The 16,296-nt window shown below is 71.2% G+C and carries 11 protein-coding genes; 7 read left to right on the forward strand and 4 right to left on the reverse strand.

Annotation, left to right across the window (positions count from 1 at the left end):
* The first annotated feature begins 228 nt into the window (after positions 1 to 228).
* The 3 genes from WME83_RS07385 to WME83_RS07395 are packed head-to-tail and all read left to right on the forward strand — an operon-like array spanning position 229 to position 4,108.
* The gene (locus WME83_RS07385) at positions 229 to 2,037 is read left to right on the forward strand and encodes a sensor histidine kinase (protein ID WP_437318544.1); all 1,809 of its coding nucleotides are present in this window, start codon (positions 229 to 231) and stop codon (positions 2,035 to 2,037) included.
* Positions 2,034 to 2,459 carry a response regulator gene (locus WME83_RS07390; protein ID WP_437318545.1) on the forward strand — a complete coding sequence of 142 codons (426 nt, stop codon included), beginning with the start codon at positions 2,034 to 2,036 and terminating at the stop codon, positions 2,457 to 2,459. Before WME83_RS07385 ends, WME83_RS07390 begins: the two co-directional genes overlap by 4 nt.
* Positions 2,456 to 4,108, forward strand: coding sequence for a response regulator (locus WME83_RS07395; protein ID WP_437318546.1), 1,653 nt, complete (start codon positions 2,456 to 2,458; stop codon positions 4,106 to 4,108). The genes WME83_RS07390 and WME83_RS07395 overlap by 4 nt, the downstream gene beginning before the upstream one ends.
* A 136-nt stretch (positions 4,109 to 4,244) precedes the next feature.
* Here WME83_RS07395 and WME83_RS07400 read toward each other — a convergent pair whose 3' ends face one another.
* From WME83_RS07400 to WME83_RS07410, 3 genes are read right to left on the reverse strand one after another with little or no spacing between them, the layout of a single operon-like run.
* A complete protein-coding gene (locus WME83_RS07400) occupies positions 4,245 to 4,508 on the reverse strand; it encodes a GIY-YIG nuclease family protein (protein WP_437318547.1) in 264 nt (87 codons plus the stop codon).
* Between the two features lie 7 nt (positions 4,509 to 4,515).
* Positions 4,516 to 6,855, reverse strand: coding sequence for a tetratricopeptide repeat protein (locus WME83_RS07405; protein ID WP_437318548.1), 2,340 nt, complete (start codon positions 6,853 to 6,855; stop codon positions 4,516 to 4,518).
* Positions 6,856 to 6,866: 11 nt separating this feature from the next.
* Positions 6,867 to 7,715 carry an SDR family oxidoreductase gene (locus WME83_RS07410; protein ID WP_437318549.1) on the reverse strand — a complete coding sequence of 283 codons (849 nt, stop codon included), beginning with the start codon at positions 7,713 to 7,715 and terminating at the stop codon, positions 6,867 to 6,869.
* A 353-nt stretch (positions 7,716 to 8,068) separates the two neighbouring features.
* Between WME83_RS07410 and WME83_RS07415 the strand changes: the two genes are divergently transcribed.
* On the forward strand, positions 8,069 to 9,886 hold the full coding sequence (locus WME83_RS07415; protein WP_437318550.1) for a M23 family metallopeptidase: 1,818 nt from the start codon (positions 8,069 to 8,071) through the stop codon (positions 9,884 to 9,886).
* Between the two features lie 37 nt (positions 9,887 to 9,923).
* Here the strand turns inward: WME83_RS07415 and WME83_RS07420 are convergent, their stop codons facing one another.
* Positions 9,924 to 11,039, reverse strand: a complete 1,116-nt coding sequence (locus WME83_RS07420; protein ID WP_437318551.1) for a hypothetical protein — start codon at positions 11,037 to 11,039, stop codon at positions 9,924 to 9,926.
* 619 nt (positions 11,040 to 11,658) lie between these two features.
* Here WME83_RS07420 and WME83_RS07425 point away from each other — a divergent pair.
* From WME83_RS07425 to WME83_RS07435, 3 genes are read left to right on the forward strand one after another with little or no spacing between them, the layout of a single operon-like run.
* Entirely contained in the window at positions 11,659 to 13,680 is a 2,022-nt protein-coding gene (locus WME83_RS07425) for a hypothetical protein (RefSeq protein WP_437318552.1), read from the forward strand.
* A 25-nt stretch (positions 13,681 to 13,705) separates the two neighbouring features.
* Positions 13,706 to 14,896, forward strand: coding sequence for a hypothetical protein (locus WME83_RS07430; RefSeq protein WP_437318553.1), 1,191 nt, complete (start codon positions 13,706 to 13,708; stop codon positions 14,894 to 14,896).
* Positions 14,893 to 16,278, forward strand: coding sequence for a hypothetical protein (locus WME83_RS07435; RefSeq protein ID WP_437318554.1), 1,386 nt, complete (start codon positions 14,893 to 14,895; stop codon positions 16,276 to 16,278). Before WME83_RS07430 ends, WME83_RS07435 begins: the two co-directional genes overlap by 4 nt.
* Positions 16,279 to 16,296 lie beyond the last annotated feature (18 nt).

Consider the following 16,296-nt stretch of genomic DNA (forward strand, 5'->3'; position numbering starts at 1 on the left):
CTGGCGAGCTCACCCGCAGGCCCGCTCACCGCCGGTCGAGCTCGCCATCCCTTGCTCTCCACTCGGGATATCGGCTGAGCCTGCCAGCCGTACCCTGCGCATTCCGTGCGGCTCGCTCGGTGCCAGAGCTCCGGATCCGGTGCTAAACGGTAGGGTCGGCGCGACGCGGGGCCCGGACGGCAGCACCGCGCGCGGCCGGGCGCGCTTGGCGGGAAAACCGACCTTCCGATGACCTCACCGATCTCACGCTCCTGCGCCAGGACGCCCTGGCTGCTCGTCGTCGTCTCCGCCGCTGCGGTGCTCGTGTGCTCGTCGCTCTACTCGTTTCGCAGCTTCTCTCGATCGACCGCGCTCGTGCGCAGGACCGCCGACGTCCAGGTGGAGCTCCAGAGGCTCCTCACCTCCCTGCTCAACGCCGAGACCGGCCAACGCGGCTATCTGCTGAGCGGTGAGGAGGAGTTCCTGGAGCCGTACCACGCCGGCGTTCACGACGCGGAGAGCCGGCTGAGCCGCCTCCGTGAGCTCATGGCCCACGACGGGAGCCGGCTGCGGTCGCTCGTCGATCTGGACGCCCTGACCGATCGGTGGTTTGCGAACCTGGCCAGGCTCATCGAGCTCCGACGGCAAGGGCGGGTGAAGGACGCGCTCGACCTCGAGCGCAGCCGCCTGGGCAAGCAGACCATGGACGAGATCCGCGTCCGCGTCGGCGAGATCCTCGACGCGGAGGAGGCGCTGCTCGCGCGCCGGCGGCGCGCGGCGGACCGGAGCGATCGCGTCACCGTGTTCCTCGTGAGCAGCTCGGGCGCGGCGCTCGGGCTGGCGCTCGCGGTCGGCGCCGCGGCGTGGAGGACGTCGGTGCAACGGCGCCGCTCCGACGCCGAGCGGGACGAGGTGCTCGCGCAGCTGCCCGTGGGCGTCGCGCTCGCAGAGCCCCGGACGGGGGCCATCGTGTACGCCAACCAGAGCATGAAGGGGCTCACGGGCGAGCTCGGCTGGCTCACCGGCCAGGCGTCCGCCGGAGAGCGGCCCGGCGCGCTCCGCCGCGCCGATGGCCAGCTCTACCGGCCCGACGAGCTGCCGCTCTCGCGCGCCCTCCGCGGCGAGGTCGTCCCCGACGAGGAGATGGTGACGACGTCGAGCGGCGGCAGCGAGGTCTGGATGCTGGCGAGCGCCGCGCCCGTGCATGGCCCCGCAGGGCAGGTCCGCTTCGGCGTCGTCGTGGCCAAGGACATCACCGAGAAGAGGCAGGCGGAGCGCGCGCTGGCCCAGGCCAACGAGGCGCTCGCGCGACTCAACGCCGAGCTGGAGACGCGCGTCGCCGACCGGACGACGGCGCTCCAGCAGGCGAACTCGGAGCTGGAGGCGTTCAGCTATTCGGTCTCTCACGATCTCCGCGCCCCGGTGCGCGCGGTGGCCGGCTACTGCCGCATCCTCGACGAGGAGTACGCCGGCGCCTTCGACGAGGAGGGGCGCGACACCCTCGCGCGCGCCCTCGCCGCGGCGCGGCGCATGGGGCAGCTCATCGACGACCTGCTCGCGCTGTCGCGCCTCACCCGGGCGGAGCTCCGCCGCGAGCGGGTCGACCTGAGCGAGCTCGCGCGCGGCGTGATCGGCGAGCTGCGCCACCGCCATCCGACGAGGGACGTCGACGTGCGGATCGACGACGGCCTCGTCGACCTGTGCGATCCGAGGCTCATCCGCGTGGTGCTCGAGAACCTCCTGGGGAACGCGTGGAAATTCACCTCGAAGAGCGCGCGCGCGGAGATAGCGTTCGGCTTGACCCAGCGCGCGGGAGCGGGGCGAGCCTACTTCGTCCGCGACAACGGCGCGGGCTTCGACATGGAGTACGCCGACAAGCTCTTCGGGCCGTTCCAACGGCTCCACGCGGCGTCGGAGTTCGAGGGGACGGGGATCGGCCTGGCGATCGTGCAACGCGTGATCGCGAAGCACGGGGGGCGCGCATGGTTCGACGCCGCGGTCGGGCGCGGCGCGACGCTGTATTTCACGCTCGGCACCTCGAGCTCGGGTGACGCATGAGCCACGGCTCTATCCTCCTCGTGGAAGACGATCCGGACGACGCGCACCTGACCCAGCGCGCGCTCCGCAAGGCCGGCATCACGAGGCCGATCGTCCATGTGTGGGACGGTGAAGCGGCGCTCCGTTACCTGCTCCCGCAGCAGGGCGATCCTCCAGCGCTGCCCGCGGTCGTCCTCCTCGACCTCAAGCTGCCCAAGGTCGACGGCGCGGAGGTGCTGCAGCGCATCCGCACGAGCCCGCGGACGCGGCGCCTGCCGGTCGTCGTCCTGAGCTCCTCGCGGGAGCGGCGCGATCTGGAGCGCTGCTACGATGCCGGCGTGAGCAGCTACATCTGCAAGCCCATGGATATCGAGGACTTCCATGAGGTGGTGCGGAGCCTGGGCCTGTACTGGCTCACGCTCAACGAGGAGCCTCCCACGTGAGCGAGCGCAGGCGTATTCGTGTCCTGATCATCGAAGACTCGGACGACGACGCGCGGCTCGTGCGCGCCGAGCTCCTGCGCGGGGGCTACGCGGGCGATCCCTTCCGGCGCGTGCAGAGCGCAGCAGAGCTCGCCGCCGCGCTCGAGGAGGACTGGGACGTGATCCTCTCCGATTACCGCCTCCCGAGCTTCACCGCGCGGAACGCGCTGGAGATGGTGAAGCAGAGCGGCAGAGACATCCCCTTCATCGTGGTCTCGGGCAGCATCGGCGAGGACATCGCGGTCGAGATGATGAAGGCGGGCGCGCACGACTATTTTCGCAAGGAGAACCTGGTGCGCCTCGTCCCCGCGATCGAGCGGGAGCTGGCCGAGCGACGGCAGCGAGACGCGCGGCGCGCGCTCGAGCGGGAGCGCGACGCGCTGCTCGACAAGGAGCGGAAGGCGCGGGCCGAGGCCGAGGCGGCCAACCGGATCAAGGACGAGTTCCTCGCCACCCTGTCGCATGAGCTGCGGACGCCGCTCAACGCGATCCTGGGCTGGGCGCAGCTCCTCTGCTCGCAGAGCGTCGCGCCCTCGCTCCAGAGGCGAGCCTTCGAGGTGATCGAGCGCAACGCGAGGGCCCAGGCGCAGCTCATCGAGGATCTCCTCGACGTCTCGCACCTCAGCTCCGGCAAGCTCGTGCTGCACGTGAGAGACGTCGAGCTGGGGCCCGTCGTCGAGGCGGCGGTCGACGCCGTCCGCCCCGCCGCGTCGGCGCGGCAGATCGCGCTCCACGTCCACCTCGACCCAGAGACCGGGGCGATCGCCGGCGACCCGCAGCGGCTCCAGCAGGTCGCCTGGAACCTGCTCTCCAACGCGGTCCGATTCACCCCGGCCGGCGGGCGCGTGGAGGTCACGGTGCGGCGCGAGGGCAACACGGCGCAGCTCCAGGTCCGCGACACGGGCAAGGGGATCTCCGCCGGCTTTCTCCCCTATGTCTTCGACCGGTTTCGACAGGAGGACAACAGCATCCGCCGCGTCCACGGGGGCCTGGGGCTCGGGCTGTCGCTCGTGCGCCAGCTCGTGGAGCTGCATGGCGGGACGGTGAGCGCCGAGAGCGGCGGCGAGGGCAACGGGGCGACCTTCACGGTGGCGCTGCCCGTTCGCCAGGCGCCGTCGCGCGACGGCGCGCGAGGTCGGGCGGGGGGCGCGGTGCAGCTCGACGGTGTTCGCGTCCTCGTCGTGGACGACGACGACGACGCGCGCGAGCTCGTGCGCTACATCCTGGAGGATCACGGCGCCGAGGTCGTCCTCGCCGAGTCCGGGGAGGAAGCGCTGCGCGCGCTCCGCGCGTCGCGGCCTCGCCTCCTCCTCAGCGACATCGGGATGCCCGGAATGGACGGATACGAGCTCATCCGGCGCATCCGCGAGCTGCCGGCCGAGGAAGGCGGGGTCGTCCCGGCGATCGCGCTGACGGCCTACGCGAGCGTCGAGGACGCCCGTCGGGCCATGCTGGAGGGCTATCAGATGCACCTTCCGAAGCCGGTCTCGGCGTCGCGCCTCCTGAGCATCGTCGCTGATCTGTCCGGCTGGCGCGTGGAGGCCGAGGGGGACGGCGCCGCGCCCGGTCCGCGCTCCCCCGGCGCCGCGGTGGACCTCGGCGACGAGTAGAACGCCGATCGCGTCGGCCGATCACGTCGATCGCGCGAGGGATGAACCGCCAAGGCGCGAAGGGCGCCAAGAGGTGGTCTTCTTCTTGGCGCCCCTCGCGCCTCGGCGGCCCGAAATCCGCGCGCCTCGAGCGGGCTCAGCCTCGACCGGCCGCCGCCCTCGCGAGCGCCTCTTTCCCCGCGCGCCCGAGCCTCCGGATGGCCGCCTCCCGCCGCAGCGCCTCGCCCTTGTCGGCCGCGGTCTCCACGTGGACCAGCGCGAGCGGCCCCCGGCCGCGCGTGTACCGCGCCCCGCGCCCGGCCGCGTGCTGGGCCAGGCGCGCCTCCACGTCGCGGGCGATGCCCGTGTACAGCGACCCGTCGCCGCAGCGCAGGATGTACACGTGCCAGGCCGCGGTCACGCCTCGGTCACTCCTTCGGCCCCTCGTTGTAGCCGCGCGGCCGGTATTTCGGGTCCACGCCCCCGTGCTTCGCGCCGTTGTCGAGCGTGTCGACCGCGAGGTACGCGAGCCACGTCCCCGGGTGCTCCTCCGCGAGCTGCCGGAGCTCCGCCTCGTGCGCCGCGAGGCGCTGCTCGTCGTGCAAGCACTGCAGCGCGAGCGCGATCAGGCTCAGCTCGTTCGGGCCGAGCTCCATGCCGCGCTGGTAGTGCGGGAAGGCCTCGTCGGCGCGGTGCATGCGGCAGAGCGTGTCGCCCGTGTACACGTGGGCCATCGGCCACGTCGGGGCGAGCTCCACCGCGATCTTGCTCTCGGCGAGCCGGGCCGGGAGGTCGCCGCGGGCGCCCTTCATGACCGAGTAGTTGAGGTGCGCCTTGGCGCTGTTCGGGACGGCCTCCTTCGTCGCCGCCCAGAAGTCGAGATCGTTGCGGTAGTCCATCGCGTGCCGGTAGGCCTGCACGCACTGGAAGCCGAAGAAGAGCGCGAACAGCGCCGGCGTCAGCCACGCCCGCCACGACCAGCGCCGGCGCGGCGCGAGGGTCGAGCCCGCGAGCGCCTCGTGCAGCCACGAGAACGCGACCGCGAGGACCAGCGACGAGCCGATGGCCGGGAAGTACCAGAAGCGCTCGGCGCGCACCGTCGGCAGGACGACCGGGATGTTCGAGTGCGGGAAGTAGCTGACCACGACCCAGGTCAGCCCGATCGCCAGGAGGCACAGCCCCGCGTAGCCGCGGCGCAGCGGCACCCAGGCGCTCCGGTCGGCGGTCGCTGGGCAGGGCAGGGGGCGCCCGCCCTCGACGAGCAGCCCGAGGCCGAGGAGCAGCGCGGGCAGGAACGGCAGCGGCCAGAGCACGAGCGGCAGCGCCCGGAGCAGCGGGACGCGCCCCGCCGGGCGGAGCACGTGCCAGTCGTACGCGGCGAGCGCGGCCGCCGCGCCCGCGAGCAGGGCCCCGGCGAGGAGCAGCGACCACCGCCGCGACGTCGCCGGGCCGCCGTCGACCAGGAAGGCGGCGCGCACCGAGCGCCGCTCGCGCCGCTCGAGGTGCTCGCGGCGGAGGGCCGCGATCCAGAGGGCGAGCGAGCCGAGCGGGGGCAGCGCCATCATCGCGGCGCCGGCGACGCTGCCGAAGAAGACCAGCCGGTCGGGCGTCGGCTCCTGCGGGTACGAGTAGTCGCCGCTGAGCGTCCACGGGAACACGACCTGGGTGAGGCCGCGCCAGTAGACGCGCAGCGCGCCGGCGATCCGGTGCGGGGTGTCCGCGGTGCTGAGCGGGTTGTTGAGCGGATCGCGCGGCAGGGGCGCCTGGTGGAACCAGACGAGCAGGTCGTGCAGCGCGCGCTTCGCGAGCGGCGTCCCTTCGGGGAGCGGCGCCGCGAGCTCGGCCGGCATGGGCGCCGGGAACCAGCGCCGCCGGAGCTCGACGTACAGCACGAACGCCGCGCCCGCGGCGAGCAGCGCGAGGAGCGACCGGACGAGCCGCGCCGGCCGCGTGGGGTGCGTGAGCGGCGCCGCGATCAGGGCGGCGAACGGGATCAGCGGCACGCAGACGAGCGCGCTCTCCTTGGAGAAGAGGCCGAAGAGCACGGCCGCGAACACGCCGAACGGCATCGCCCACGCGGGCAGCGCCAGGGCGGCGAGGGCGGCGATCGCGCCGAGGCCCCCGAGCACGTCGGCGATGCCCACGATGCCGCTCACCGCCTCGGTGAGCACCGCGCAGCCGACGAAGATGAGCCCGACGAGGTAGGCGAGCCCGCGCCTGCGCGTGAGCCAGAACGTGACGCACGTGAGCAGCGCGGCGTTCGCCGCGTGGAAGAGGACGTTGTAAAAGTGGTGGAAGAACGGCTGCTTGGTGACCGCCCAGACGGTGCGCCAGAGGAAGTTGGGCAGCGGGCGGTAGGAGCCGACGCTCCGGTCGGGCGGCAGGCCCCAGAAATCGCGGTGGATGGCGTCGATGAAGCGGAGCCCGCCCTTCGCGTTCACGTACGGGTTGGCGAGGAGCGCCTCCTGCTCGTCGAAGATGTAGTTCGTCGACGGGGCGCGCGTGAAGAGGATGACCGCGATCACGGCGAGCGGCGCGGCCGCGGAGAGGAAGGTCGGGTCGAGCGCGAGGAAGTAGTCGCGCACGCGCCGGGCGACGCGCCCGAGCAGGGTGGTCGGCTCGGGCGGCGGCTGCGCGGACGACGGCGGCGCGGAGGAGGGGGGCGCGGACGGCGGCGGCCCGTACGGCGGCGCCAGGGGGTCGGAGAGCGCGCCGGAGGTGGGCTCCGGTGCGGCCTCGCCGGCGGCGGACGGGGGCGGGTAGGTCACGCCGCGCCCCTTCAGCCTTTGCCGTCCGGCGGAGCGCCCGGCGCGCCCCCCGGCTCGGGGATGGACCAGATGTCGCCCCAGAGCGGCTGGCCGCCGTCGATCCCGTAGACCGCGCCGGTGATGAAGTCGTTCTGGTCGCTCGCGAGGAAGACGATGAGCCTCGAGACCTCCTCCGGGGTGGCGAGGCGCTTGAGCGGGGTGGCGCGCCGCGCGAGCTCGAGGAGCTCGTCGCCGTACTGCGACGTGCCGCTCGAGCGGATGTTGCTGCCGGGGGCGACGGCGTTGATGCGGATGCCGTGCGCCGCCCACTCGACGGCGAGCGACCGGGTGAGGTTCTCGACGCCGGCGCGCGCGGCGCCGGTGTGGGCCATGCCCGGGAAGCCGCGGCTCACCGACGCGGTGACGTTCACGATGCGGCCGCGCCGGGCCGGGAACATCGCCCGCTGCGCGACCTCGCGGGTCATGAAGAAGGTGCCGTTCAGGTTGTTGCGGACGACCGCCTCCCAGCCCTTCGGGGTCATGTCGATGGCCGGGCTCGGGAACTGGCCTCCGGCGTTGTTCACGAGGACGTCGATGCGGCCGAAGCGCCCGAGGACCTGGCCGACGAAGGCGGCGATCTGCTCCGGCTCGCGGATGTCGCAGGGCGCGACGAGCACGTCGGCCTCGGCGACGCCGTCGTCGGCGAGCGCCTTCGCGGCCGCCTCCAGCTTGTCCGGCTTGCGGCCGCAGATCGCGACCTTGGCGCCGAGGTAGGCGAGCTCACGCGCGCACGCGAGGCCGATCCCGCTGCCCCCGCCCGTGACGAGGGCGACCTGATTTCCGAAGAGTCCTCGGGCGAAGATCGAGCGCACCTGGGTCACGCCCCGCGTTTACAACGGGTCAGGGGGCGCCGCCACAAACTGGGCGCCCCGCGGAGCGCGCCTGGCGCCCTGGGCGGTGCAGGCCGCGCGCCCCGGGAGCCCGCTGGCAGGGGGCGCGGGTCCGGTGTCGCACAGGGGTCCTCGCGAGGCGCCCACCGGGCACGGGGGCGCGCGGCGGCGGGGGCGCGCGTCGAGCGCGGCGCAGGCCGCGGCCTCGGGGGGTGCAGGCCGCGGCCTCCAGGTGGTGTAGGCCGCAGCCGGCAGGTCCTCCGCTGCGGCGCCTCGGCCGCGCGCGCGGCGCGGAGAAGCGCGGGGGCGAGCGGGCGGCACGCGACGTGTAATGCGCTTCCGCCATGAACATGCCCCCCCTCTTCTACCGAATCCTCGCCGCGACAACGATCCTCTCGGGCTGCGCCGGTGACGAGCTCACGACGGAGGACGTCGAGAGCGTGAGTGAAGCCTACCGCGTGAACGACCCCGACCTCGCGTGCGGGACGCCCAACACCAACCTCGGCGAGGATCTGAACACGAGCGGCGCGAACGCCGAGCTCCAGGAGTGGGCCGACAGCATCCAGGCGATGCCGAGCTCGGCGACCAAGACCGACCTCTTGAACCGGCTGCTGACGAACGTGCAGGGGCCGGCCACGGCGTTCCCCGACGCCGCGGCCCGGGAGACGTTCCTGCGCAACGTGCGCGCACCGCTGCCCATGACCCTGCCCTACGGCCACCAGAGCTCAGGCAACCAGGTCAGCCTGGGACAGGGCTGGATCTACCACAGCGGCGGCAGCCACCGCGGCCTCGATATCGGGCGCGCCGCCTCCGGCTCGGAGGACCCGAGCTTCGATGTCCTGGCCGTGGCCGACGGCAAGGTCATCGGCGTCTACTTCGACGGTCCTCCCGGCGGGGGCGGCAACACCGTCGTCATCGAGCACACGGGCGAGAACGGGAAGAAGATCTACTCGCTTTACATGCACCTGCGTAACGGCGCGACGAACGACGCGAACGCCGTAAAGAACCTCGACTGCGGCTCCTCGGTGCCGTGCCAGCGCTACAAGCTGGCCGCGAACAAGTCTCCCCTGGCGAAATGGTGGGGCAAGGAGTCGGATACCATCACCGTCACGCCCGGCCAGCTCGTCAAGCGGGGGGCCAAGATCGCGCGGGCGGGGAGCACCATGACCGTGATGGGGACCCTGGACGCGAACGGCGTCTCCTCGGCCGGCTGGGGCAACATGCACCTGCACGTCTACCTCGCCGTCCCCAAGGGCACCACCGCGCCGAACGACAAGATCGCCGTGGAGGTGGACGCCTTCGGCGCGTACCAGAAGGCCGACAGCTGCTATGTCGAGGATCCGCTCGCGGACATCGATCAGCCGACGTATTACTCGCGGCTGTTCGCCCCGTTCCTGCCCGACTTCCACGACCTCGGCTGGAAGCCCTTCACCGACTACCCCGATTACCTGGAGGGGATGAGCTATGCCCCGGCGACGCTCAGCTTCTACAACGAGGGCAGCTTCAAGGTGACGGGCTCGTACCAGTACGCGACGAGCGGCTTTTCCCTGCAGGTCGGCGTCTCCGGCGCCAAGATCGACGATCTCGACGGGGTGAACGAGGCGCAGGTGCCGCGCGAGACCCGGGTCCGCATCGACGGCAGCGGGCTCCCCGTCTACGACTACATCGCCACGCCAAGGAAGTCCGGCGAGCAGACGGCGTTCTGGCATCAGCTGACCCAGGCCCAGCTGGACAGCCAGTACGACGCCTATGTGGGCGACGACGGCTATGGCATCGGCGACTTCTTCCCGTACCGCGTGGCCGGGGTGCAGTTCTATGCCGTGCTGTTCACGACGAGCGCGAGCACGTCGAACTGGCTGACGTACAGCCGGTCGGCGGCGCAGGTCCAGGGCGACATCGCGAGCATCCCCGCGGGGCTGCAGGTCGGCCAGGTGGTCGCCGACACCACGTGGAGCCCGCCGAGGTTCAGCATGCTCGCGGTCCCCGCCTCGGGCTGCGCGCCGCACGCGTACGTGGATGTGTCGACCCTTGTGTACCCGTATTATGCCGCCCAGGAGGCCGCGCTCGGGTACAAGCTGCGCAAGGTGCAGGTGTACAGCGGAGGTTCCAAGTTCAATGCGGTGTTCGGGAAGGCGTCGGGCGCCTGCCACGCGCACCCCTGACGGAGCCCACGGCCGAGGCGTCGATCGGCGCGCTGCCTCAGTTCGTGTCCCACTCGCACGCAGCGATGCCGTCCTCGCCCACCTTGCAGCTCGTGCGCTCCAGGCACGGACGGATCTCGATCCCCATCCGCGGCGTACAGAACCGCTCGGCGGACACGCCTTCCTCGGTGACGACGCAGTCGCCCGTCTCGGGCACGGCCGAGCAGTCGTACGGCGTGGCGTTCGGCCGGAACCAGCAGAGCGGGCGCGCGCCGGGGCCCTCCGCGCAGGCGGCGAACGCGGCGTCCGCCTCGACCGTGGGATCGATCTCGACGAGGCGCGCGTACGGCGGGACGAGACCCGGGATGTCGGCGCCGGGGTTTCGCACCGGGCACAGGGCGCCGGCGAAGATGGTGTCCACGCGGCACTGAGGGCTCTTACCGGTGACGTCGGTGCCCGGCGAAACCACCGTCGAGGGCGTGTCGGTCGAGGCCGCCGCCCTGGCCCAGACCGCGAAGTCGTTGGCGACCGCCGCGATGCGGTAGCAGAGATCGCGCCCGGCGACGCGCGCCCATGCGCCGTCGCAGCGGGCTTTGGTCGCCGCCGACACCCGCGTCCGGTACGCGCTGTTCTCGTCGCTGTCATCGCCCCAGAGCCGGGGAAGGCAGTCCTTCGACGCGAAGTAATCGGCCTGTCCCTCGGCGGCGCTCACCGTGCCGAACTGGCCCCTGTCGAGCCCCTCCACCTGAGCGTGTTGCTCCGCGCCGTCCTTGAACGGGAAGCCGCCGAGCGCGTGGCCCACCTCGTGGCAGCCGATGAACGTCGCGACGTCGCGCGTGAGGCCGGGCCGCTCGATCTCGAACCCCACGACGATGCTCCAGGTGCGGTCCGCGTTGATCTTCAACTTCGTGGCCTCGTCCGCGAGCCGCACGGTGAACCGCGCCTCGTGGGCCTGCGCTTCGGGGGCATACGCTGCCGCGACACCTTCGATGACGAGCTTGGCGTCCGACGCTGATAACGGTTCATCGCCGGCCAGCGGCGCGACCGACGCCTCGACCCCATCCGGATCCTGTCCCAGCGCTGCCGCAGGGGGGCTCGCGCACCCCATCATCGCGCTCGTGGCCGTCGCCGCGGCGAGAAGGGCTCCTGCGCTCCGCACACAAATACCTACCATGATGCTCCTTTCGCCGCGCATGCTGCGCGGAACGGCGGCGCCAGTCGCCGCTCCTGCCGATTCCTCGGTTCCGAGGCCCTCGACGGCCGCGAGACGCCGCTCGCGTTGAGGCTATTCCGTGGGGGATCTCTTTTTTTGATTCACGAAATAACGCTCCCTGGCGACCTTGAGAGACGCAGGCGCAGCGCGCGAGCGCCGCGCCCGCGAGCGCGCTCGACGTCGAGGTGCGGCTGGGCCCTGCGTCGCTGCTCGGCAGCCCTTGTGGATGCCGGCACCCCCGGTCGTCCTTCACGCAAACTGCGCGGCGCCTGATGTGGAGGGCGTTCTCCGCGAGCTTTCAACCCTATCGAGCCGTCACATCTCGAAAGGATCCGCTTCATGCGAAGAGCTTTCGTTCGTGGCCTTCGTCCCCCGGACGATCTTTTTTCTGGTTCACGGAATAACGCACCCCGGGAGGCGTCACAGCTGCGTCATCACACGCCGCCGCGACGGCGGAGGAGCTCGTGATGTCCGGTGTTCTGCGCTCCCACGGGGCCCTGGCGCCCCTCGACCTCGGATCGAGCGCTTCGCGCGGCGCGGGCGTGCCCTCGATGCATGGACAGGGATGAACATGAGAGGAATGAGTTACCATAGCGTACACAGGCTGCTGGGCCGAGAAGGGCTGCTGCTCGCGTGCTGGGCGCTGGGCTGGGTGTCTGGCTGTGCCAGCGAGGCGCCGCCGGAGGCGAGTGAGGCGCACGTGGACACGTCGGCCTGGGCGGCCATCGCCGCGACCGTGACCGAGGTCGTCGTCTACGACAATCCGGACCTCGCAGACGACCTGCCGCGCGAGGTGCCGGTCGTCGTGAGCTTCAAGGACAACAAGCCGAACGTGGCGTTCCAGATCGGCTGCGGCTCGAACTACGGGCCGCTCCTGGACGGCTTCGGGTACCCGCGGACCCTCGATCTCAACCAGGCCGCCTTCTACGACTCGTTCGACGCGATGCAGAGGCGGCTCGAACGCGACGCGGGCGGGCAAGTCCCCATCCATACGCTGCGCTGCGACGCCGATCCCAACGTCACGCGCCAGCAAGTTTTCCAAGTTTACCGGCGCGTCGACGCCGATCTGGGGAAGGGCGAGGCCGAGTACTACCTCCGGCTCCGCGACGACCCCGGGACGATCTACAGCGTCGGCTGCAGCAACCTGCTCTCGGCACTCTCGTGGACGACGGCGGACGGCAGCGACCTCGAACAGGTGAGCATCCCCATCAACCGCGCCGTCCTCCATACCTGGAGGGCGCAGGAGATCGCCGAGCGGGAGATCAACTGCCACTCGAGCACCGGGCGGCCGCTCCCGCGGGCCCGCCGCGATCTCCCGTGGGTGTCGGCCGACTCGCTCGGTTCCTTGCCGGCGGAGCTCTACCTGGTCCGCTTCCCCTTCACCGGGATCTCGTCGCGCGTGACGCCCTACCTGATCACCGGGGGGAAGGGCTACGCGATCAACTGCGGTTCGAACTCAGACATCCTGAAGCAGGCCCTCGGCTTCGACCCCGCCACGACGCTCGAGGAGCTCTCGACGAGCGACCCGCGCTTCACCTCCTCCGATCCTGACCGGCAGCCGCACCTCGGGTGCGCGAGCCAGGTGAAGATCTTCGACACCGCCGACCAGTCGCCCTCATCGCGCCATTTTCAGATCGACGGGAGCAAAGCGCTGGTTCGCTTCACGTGCACGAGCGCGGCGAACCACTTCAGCGCAGGGGCGCCGCCGGCGCAGTCGGTCCCGAGGGCGGCCGTGCCGTATCTCTTCGTCGATCCGAACGCGCCGGCCAGCCGGACGCGGATCCTGGACATCGGGTGCAAGGGCCCCGACCACGCCCGAATGGCGCTGTTGTGGTTCTGGGTGTTCGGGCGATACCCGAACGACGTGGAGCTTCAGCAGACGATCCAGACCTACAAGGAGCTCGAGGGCGCGGGCTTCCCGAGAGGAGACCTCGAGCGCGAGACGCTGGCGTCGCTCACCTTCCGCGTCAACATCGGGGCCTTCAGCGACTCGCCCGAGGTCATCATCAATCGCGCCGTCGGCGATGGGAAGAGGAGCAACCCGCGCCGCACGAACCTGGACGGCGGGGTCGTCTTCAGCGAGGAGCGGGCGTTCTTCATCGCGCAGGCCTACAGCGGTTCGTTCGCCGGCCCGTCGCACGACCTCGGCCTCTACAGGTGGGCGAGAGACCTCGTGACGAACGCGACGCCCGTGTCGCGGGACGAGATGAACGCGAGCTACGACTGGGCCTTCGGGTGCTGGCAGTGGCCGGGCATCGGCGCGTGCCCCGCGGTTGAAGGGATCAAGTGGTGGCTCGGCGAGTTCTACAATCCTGCGAACAAGGACGTCGACTACACACGGCGCAAAATGGAGGCCGAGCACGCGCGCTATCTCAAGTGGTGCTCTGACCGCGCCAACGGCTGCTACTACGAGGTCGAGCAAATCACCCAGCGCGCATGCAACAAGGCCGGCCGCGCGTGGAACACGGGCTGGGCGGACTGGACGGCGACGTTGTTTCGTGAGGAGAAGCTCCCCAGGAGCTTCGCCTCCGTCGTCTGCCTCGTGCAGCACGACGGCGATATCTCGAGGGATCCTGCGAAATGCGTAAGAGACCACACGTGACCGCCCCCCGATCGAGAGTGACACCATGAAGAACCGAGCTCTGAGCATCATCGCCGGCGTCGCTTGCGTCGCCGGCTCGGCCGGCGCCGCGCGCGCCGACGTCGCTCCGCCTCCTGCGTGCAGGGCGGCGGCCTCGGAGGGGCCTGGGTTCACGCAGAACAAGCGCCTCTGCTACGAGACGCTCGCGGCGCGCGGGAGCTACCAGGAGATCGTCGATCTCATCGAGGTGGAGAGCCTCGGGCTCACGCCGCAGGAGCGGTACTTCCTCGGGACGGCCTACTTCGGGCTGTCGAACCGGACCGGCGCCGACAGCCTCCGGTGCCACGCCGCGATCCGCGCCAGCGAGCTGCTCGAGGCGTTCCTGACCGAGCAGCAGGTGCGCTACCGCGAGCAGCACTCGTTCGGCACGTCCGACGACATGAAGTACACGTACCACGCGACCAAGATGATCTCGGCCCTCGAGGCGGTGAAAGGGTGCGAGGAGTCGTCGCACACGCCGGCCAGCCTGGAGCGCTACGGCCGGCGGTACGCGGTGGAGCGCCTGCGGGGGCTCTTCTACAAGACGTCGGGGCCGGACGCGCTCCGCAACCGCTTCGACGCGAAGATGACGCAGCTCGGCGACCAGATGAGGGGGTTCGTGGCGACGGCGTCGAGCGTGGAGACGCGCTTCGGCCTCAACCTGACGGAGATCGACGTGGGGCGGCAATACCTCTTCAAGATCAAGGACCGCATCAATGGCCTCTTCGGAGCCAGCGCGGTCAAGGTCGCAGAGCAGCCCGTCGGGGGTGACGAGTCGTTCCCCAGCTTCGTGTACGACGCGACGTGGAAAGCGCAGATCCTCGGCACGATCGGCGCCAAGGCGACCCGCTTCACGGATCTCCTGCTCCCGGAGAAGCGCGGGGAGATCGCGGTCATCGAGGCCGAGATCATCGGGGCGATCGGCGGCATGTCGATGGAGGATTACGTGAGTCGCAAGGAGCAAACGGTGATTGAGCTCAGGGATCTCTCGACGTCGCTGATCCTGGGTACGAATTTCTGGACGGCGATGGAGGCGCCGGAGCACGCCGGGAAGGCCGCGCTGGACGACGCCCTCGCGAAGCCGAACCGGGACGAGCTCGCGCGGACGGCCGCGCACGTCGACACGCTCTGGCAGGAGGGGATGGCGAGGTACTGCAACCCCTCGAGGCCGGCCTGGTACTGCAGGAGGACGCCGTGAAGAAGCACGCTCTTCGTATCGCCTTGGCCATCGTGCCGCTCTCGGCGCTCGCGTCGCTCGCCTCGCATGCGGCCTCGCTCCCGACCCCGAGCGGCCCCGCGATCGAGGTGCCGTCGTTCGTCGATGTCGACGAGGCGTTTCGCCGGGCGACCGCGGGGCGGCCGCTCGACAGCGCGCTCCTCACCTTCGCCTCGAACGAGCTGCGCCCGCCGACGTCGGGCGGCGGCGGTGGGGGCGGCGGCATCATCGATGAAGACTTCGTGCCGGTCGAGGAGGCCGACGGATCCTCGACGACCGTGCGCCTCCTGCCCATCGCCGGCGTCGCGCCGGCCACGGCGCGCGAGCTCCACCGCCGCGTCGCGCTCCTCGAGCTCCTCATCGGGGCGCTCCGGAGCTACCGCGAGCCGGAGGGCGCTCCGCCGGGCCGGAGCGACGAGGTCCTGCAGATGGCGACCACCGCGCACCTCGAGCTCTTCGTGGCCCACAGCCTCGCGTTCCTCGAAGGGCAGACGCGGGAGGAGAAGTGCCTGTCGTACCAGCGGGCGACCGAGCACGCGCGGTACGTCGGGTTCGCCGCCGACGCCGGCCTCCCCGTGCCGGTCCGCGCCGGCTGGGAGTCGCTCCTCGAGCAGGCCCGGACGTTCTACGCCGGGCCCTTCGCGGGCCAGATCCCGGCGAACCTCTGCTCGATGCGCAAGGCGGTGAGCAAAGCCGAGGTCGAGTCGACGCTCCGCGCCGGCATCGACGAGCGGATACGCTTCCGCGTGGAGGCGGAGATCGACGCGACGTCGCAGAGCCTCGCCGAGAAAGAGCGGCAGTACGCGGCGGTGCTCGGGGCCTCGGGCGTGGAGCTCCCCACGCGCGAGATCTTCCTGTTCAAGAAGACCGTCGAGGACACCGCGACGCTCTACGAGTTCGTGGAGCGGGACACGCTCGGCCTCGAGCGGGCGCCGGCCACGACGCCGCCGGGGCAGTCGCTCCTCTCGCGCCTCCGCGCGAAGCGCGGCGAGATCGACCAGATCCGGAGCAACGCCAGCGCCACCGGGGTCGCCGCCGACGTGACGGCGGCGCGCGCCACGCTCGAGCGTCACGCGGCGCTGCTCGGCGCCGTGGTGGAGACCCTCCGCGAGATCGCGCAGACCCCCGGGCTCGCCTTTGCGACCCAGGAGAGGCTCGGCGTGTGCGCGACGATCCCCGACGCGCTCACGCCGGAGAATTTCGCCGAGTACGCCGGACGCGTCGACGCCTGCCTGACCGAGGCGGCGCGCGCGTACGGCGCGCTCAAGGACGCGGCGGGCGCGAGCGACCCGACCCAGCTGGCCTTCGTCGAGAGAGTCTCGGGGCTCTCGAAGGCTTATATCGGGTACATCAATAGCCTTTAGCCCCACGGCAAAGCTTGT

Source organism: Sorangium sp. So ce385, from assembly GCF_051474135.1.
GTDB classification, from domain to species: Bacteria; Myxococcota_A; Polyangia; order Polyangiales; family Polyangiaceae; genus Sorangium; species Sorangium cellulosum_D.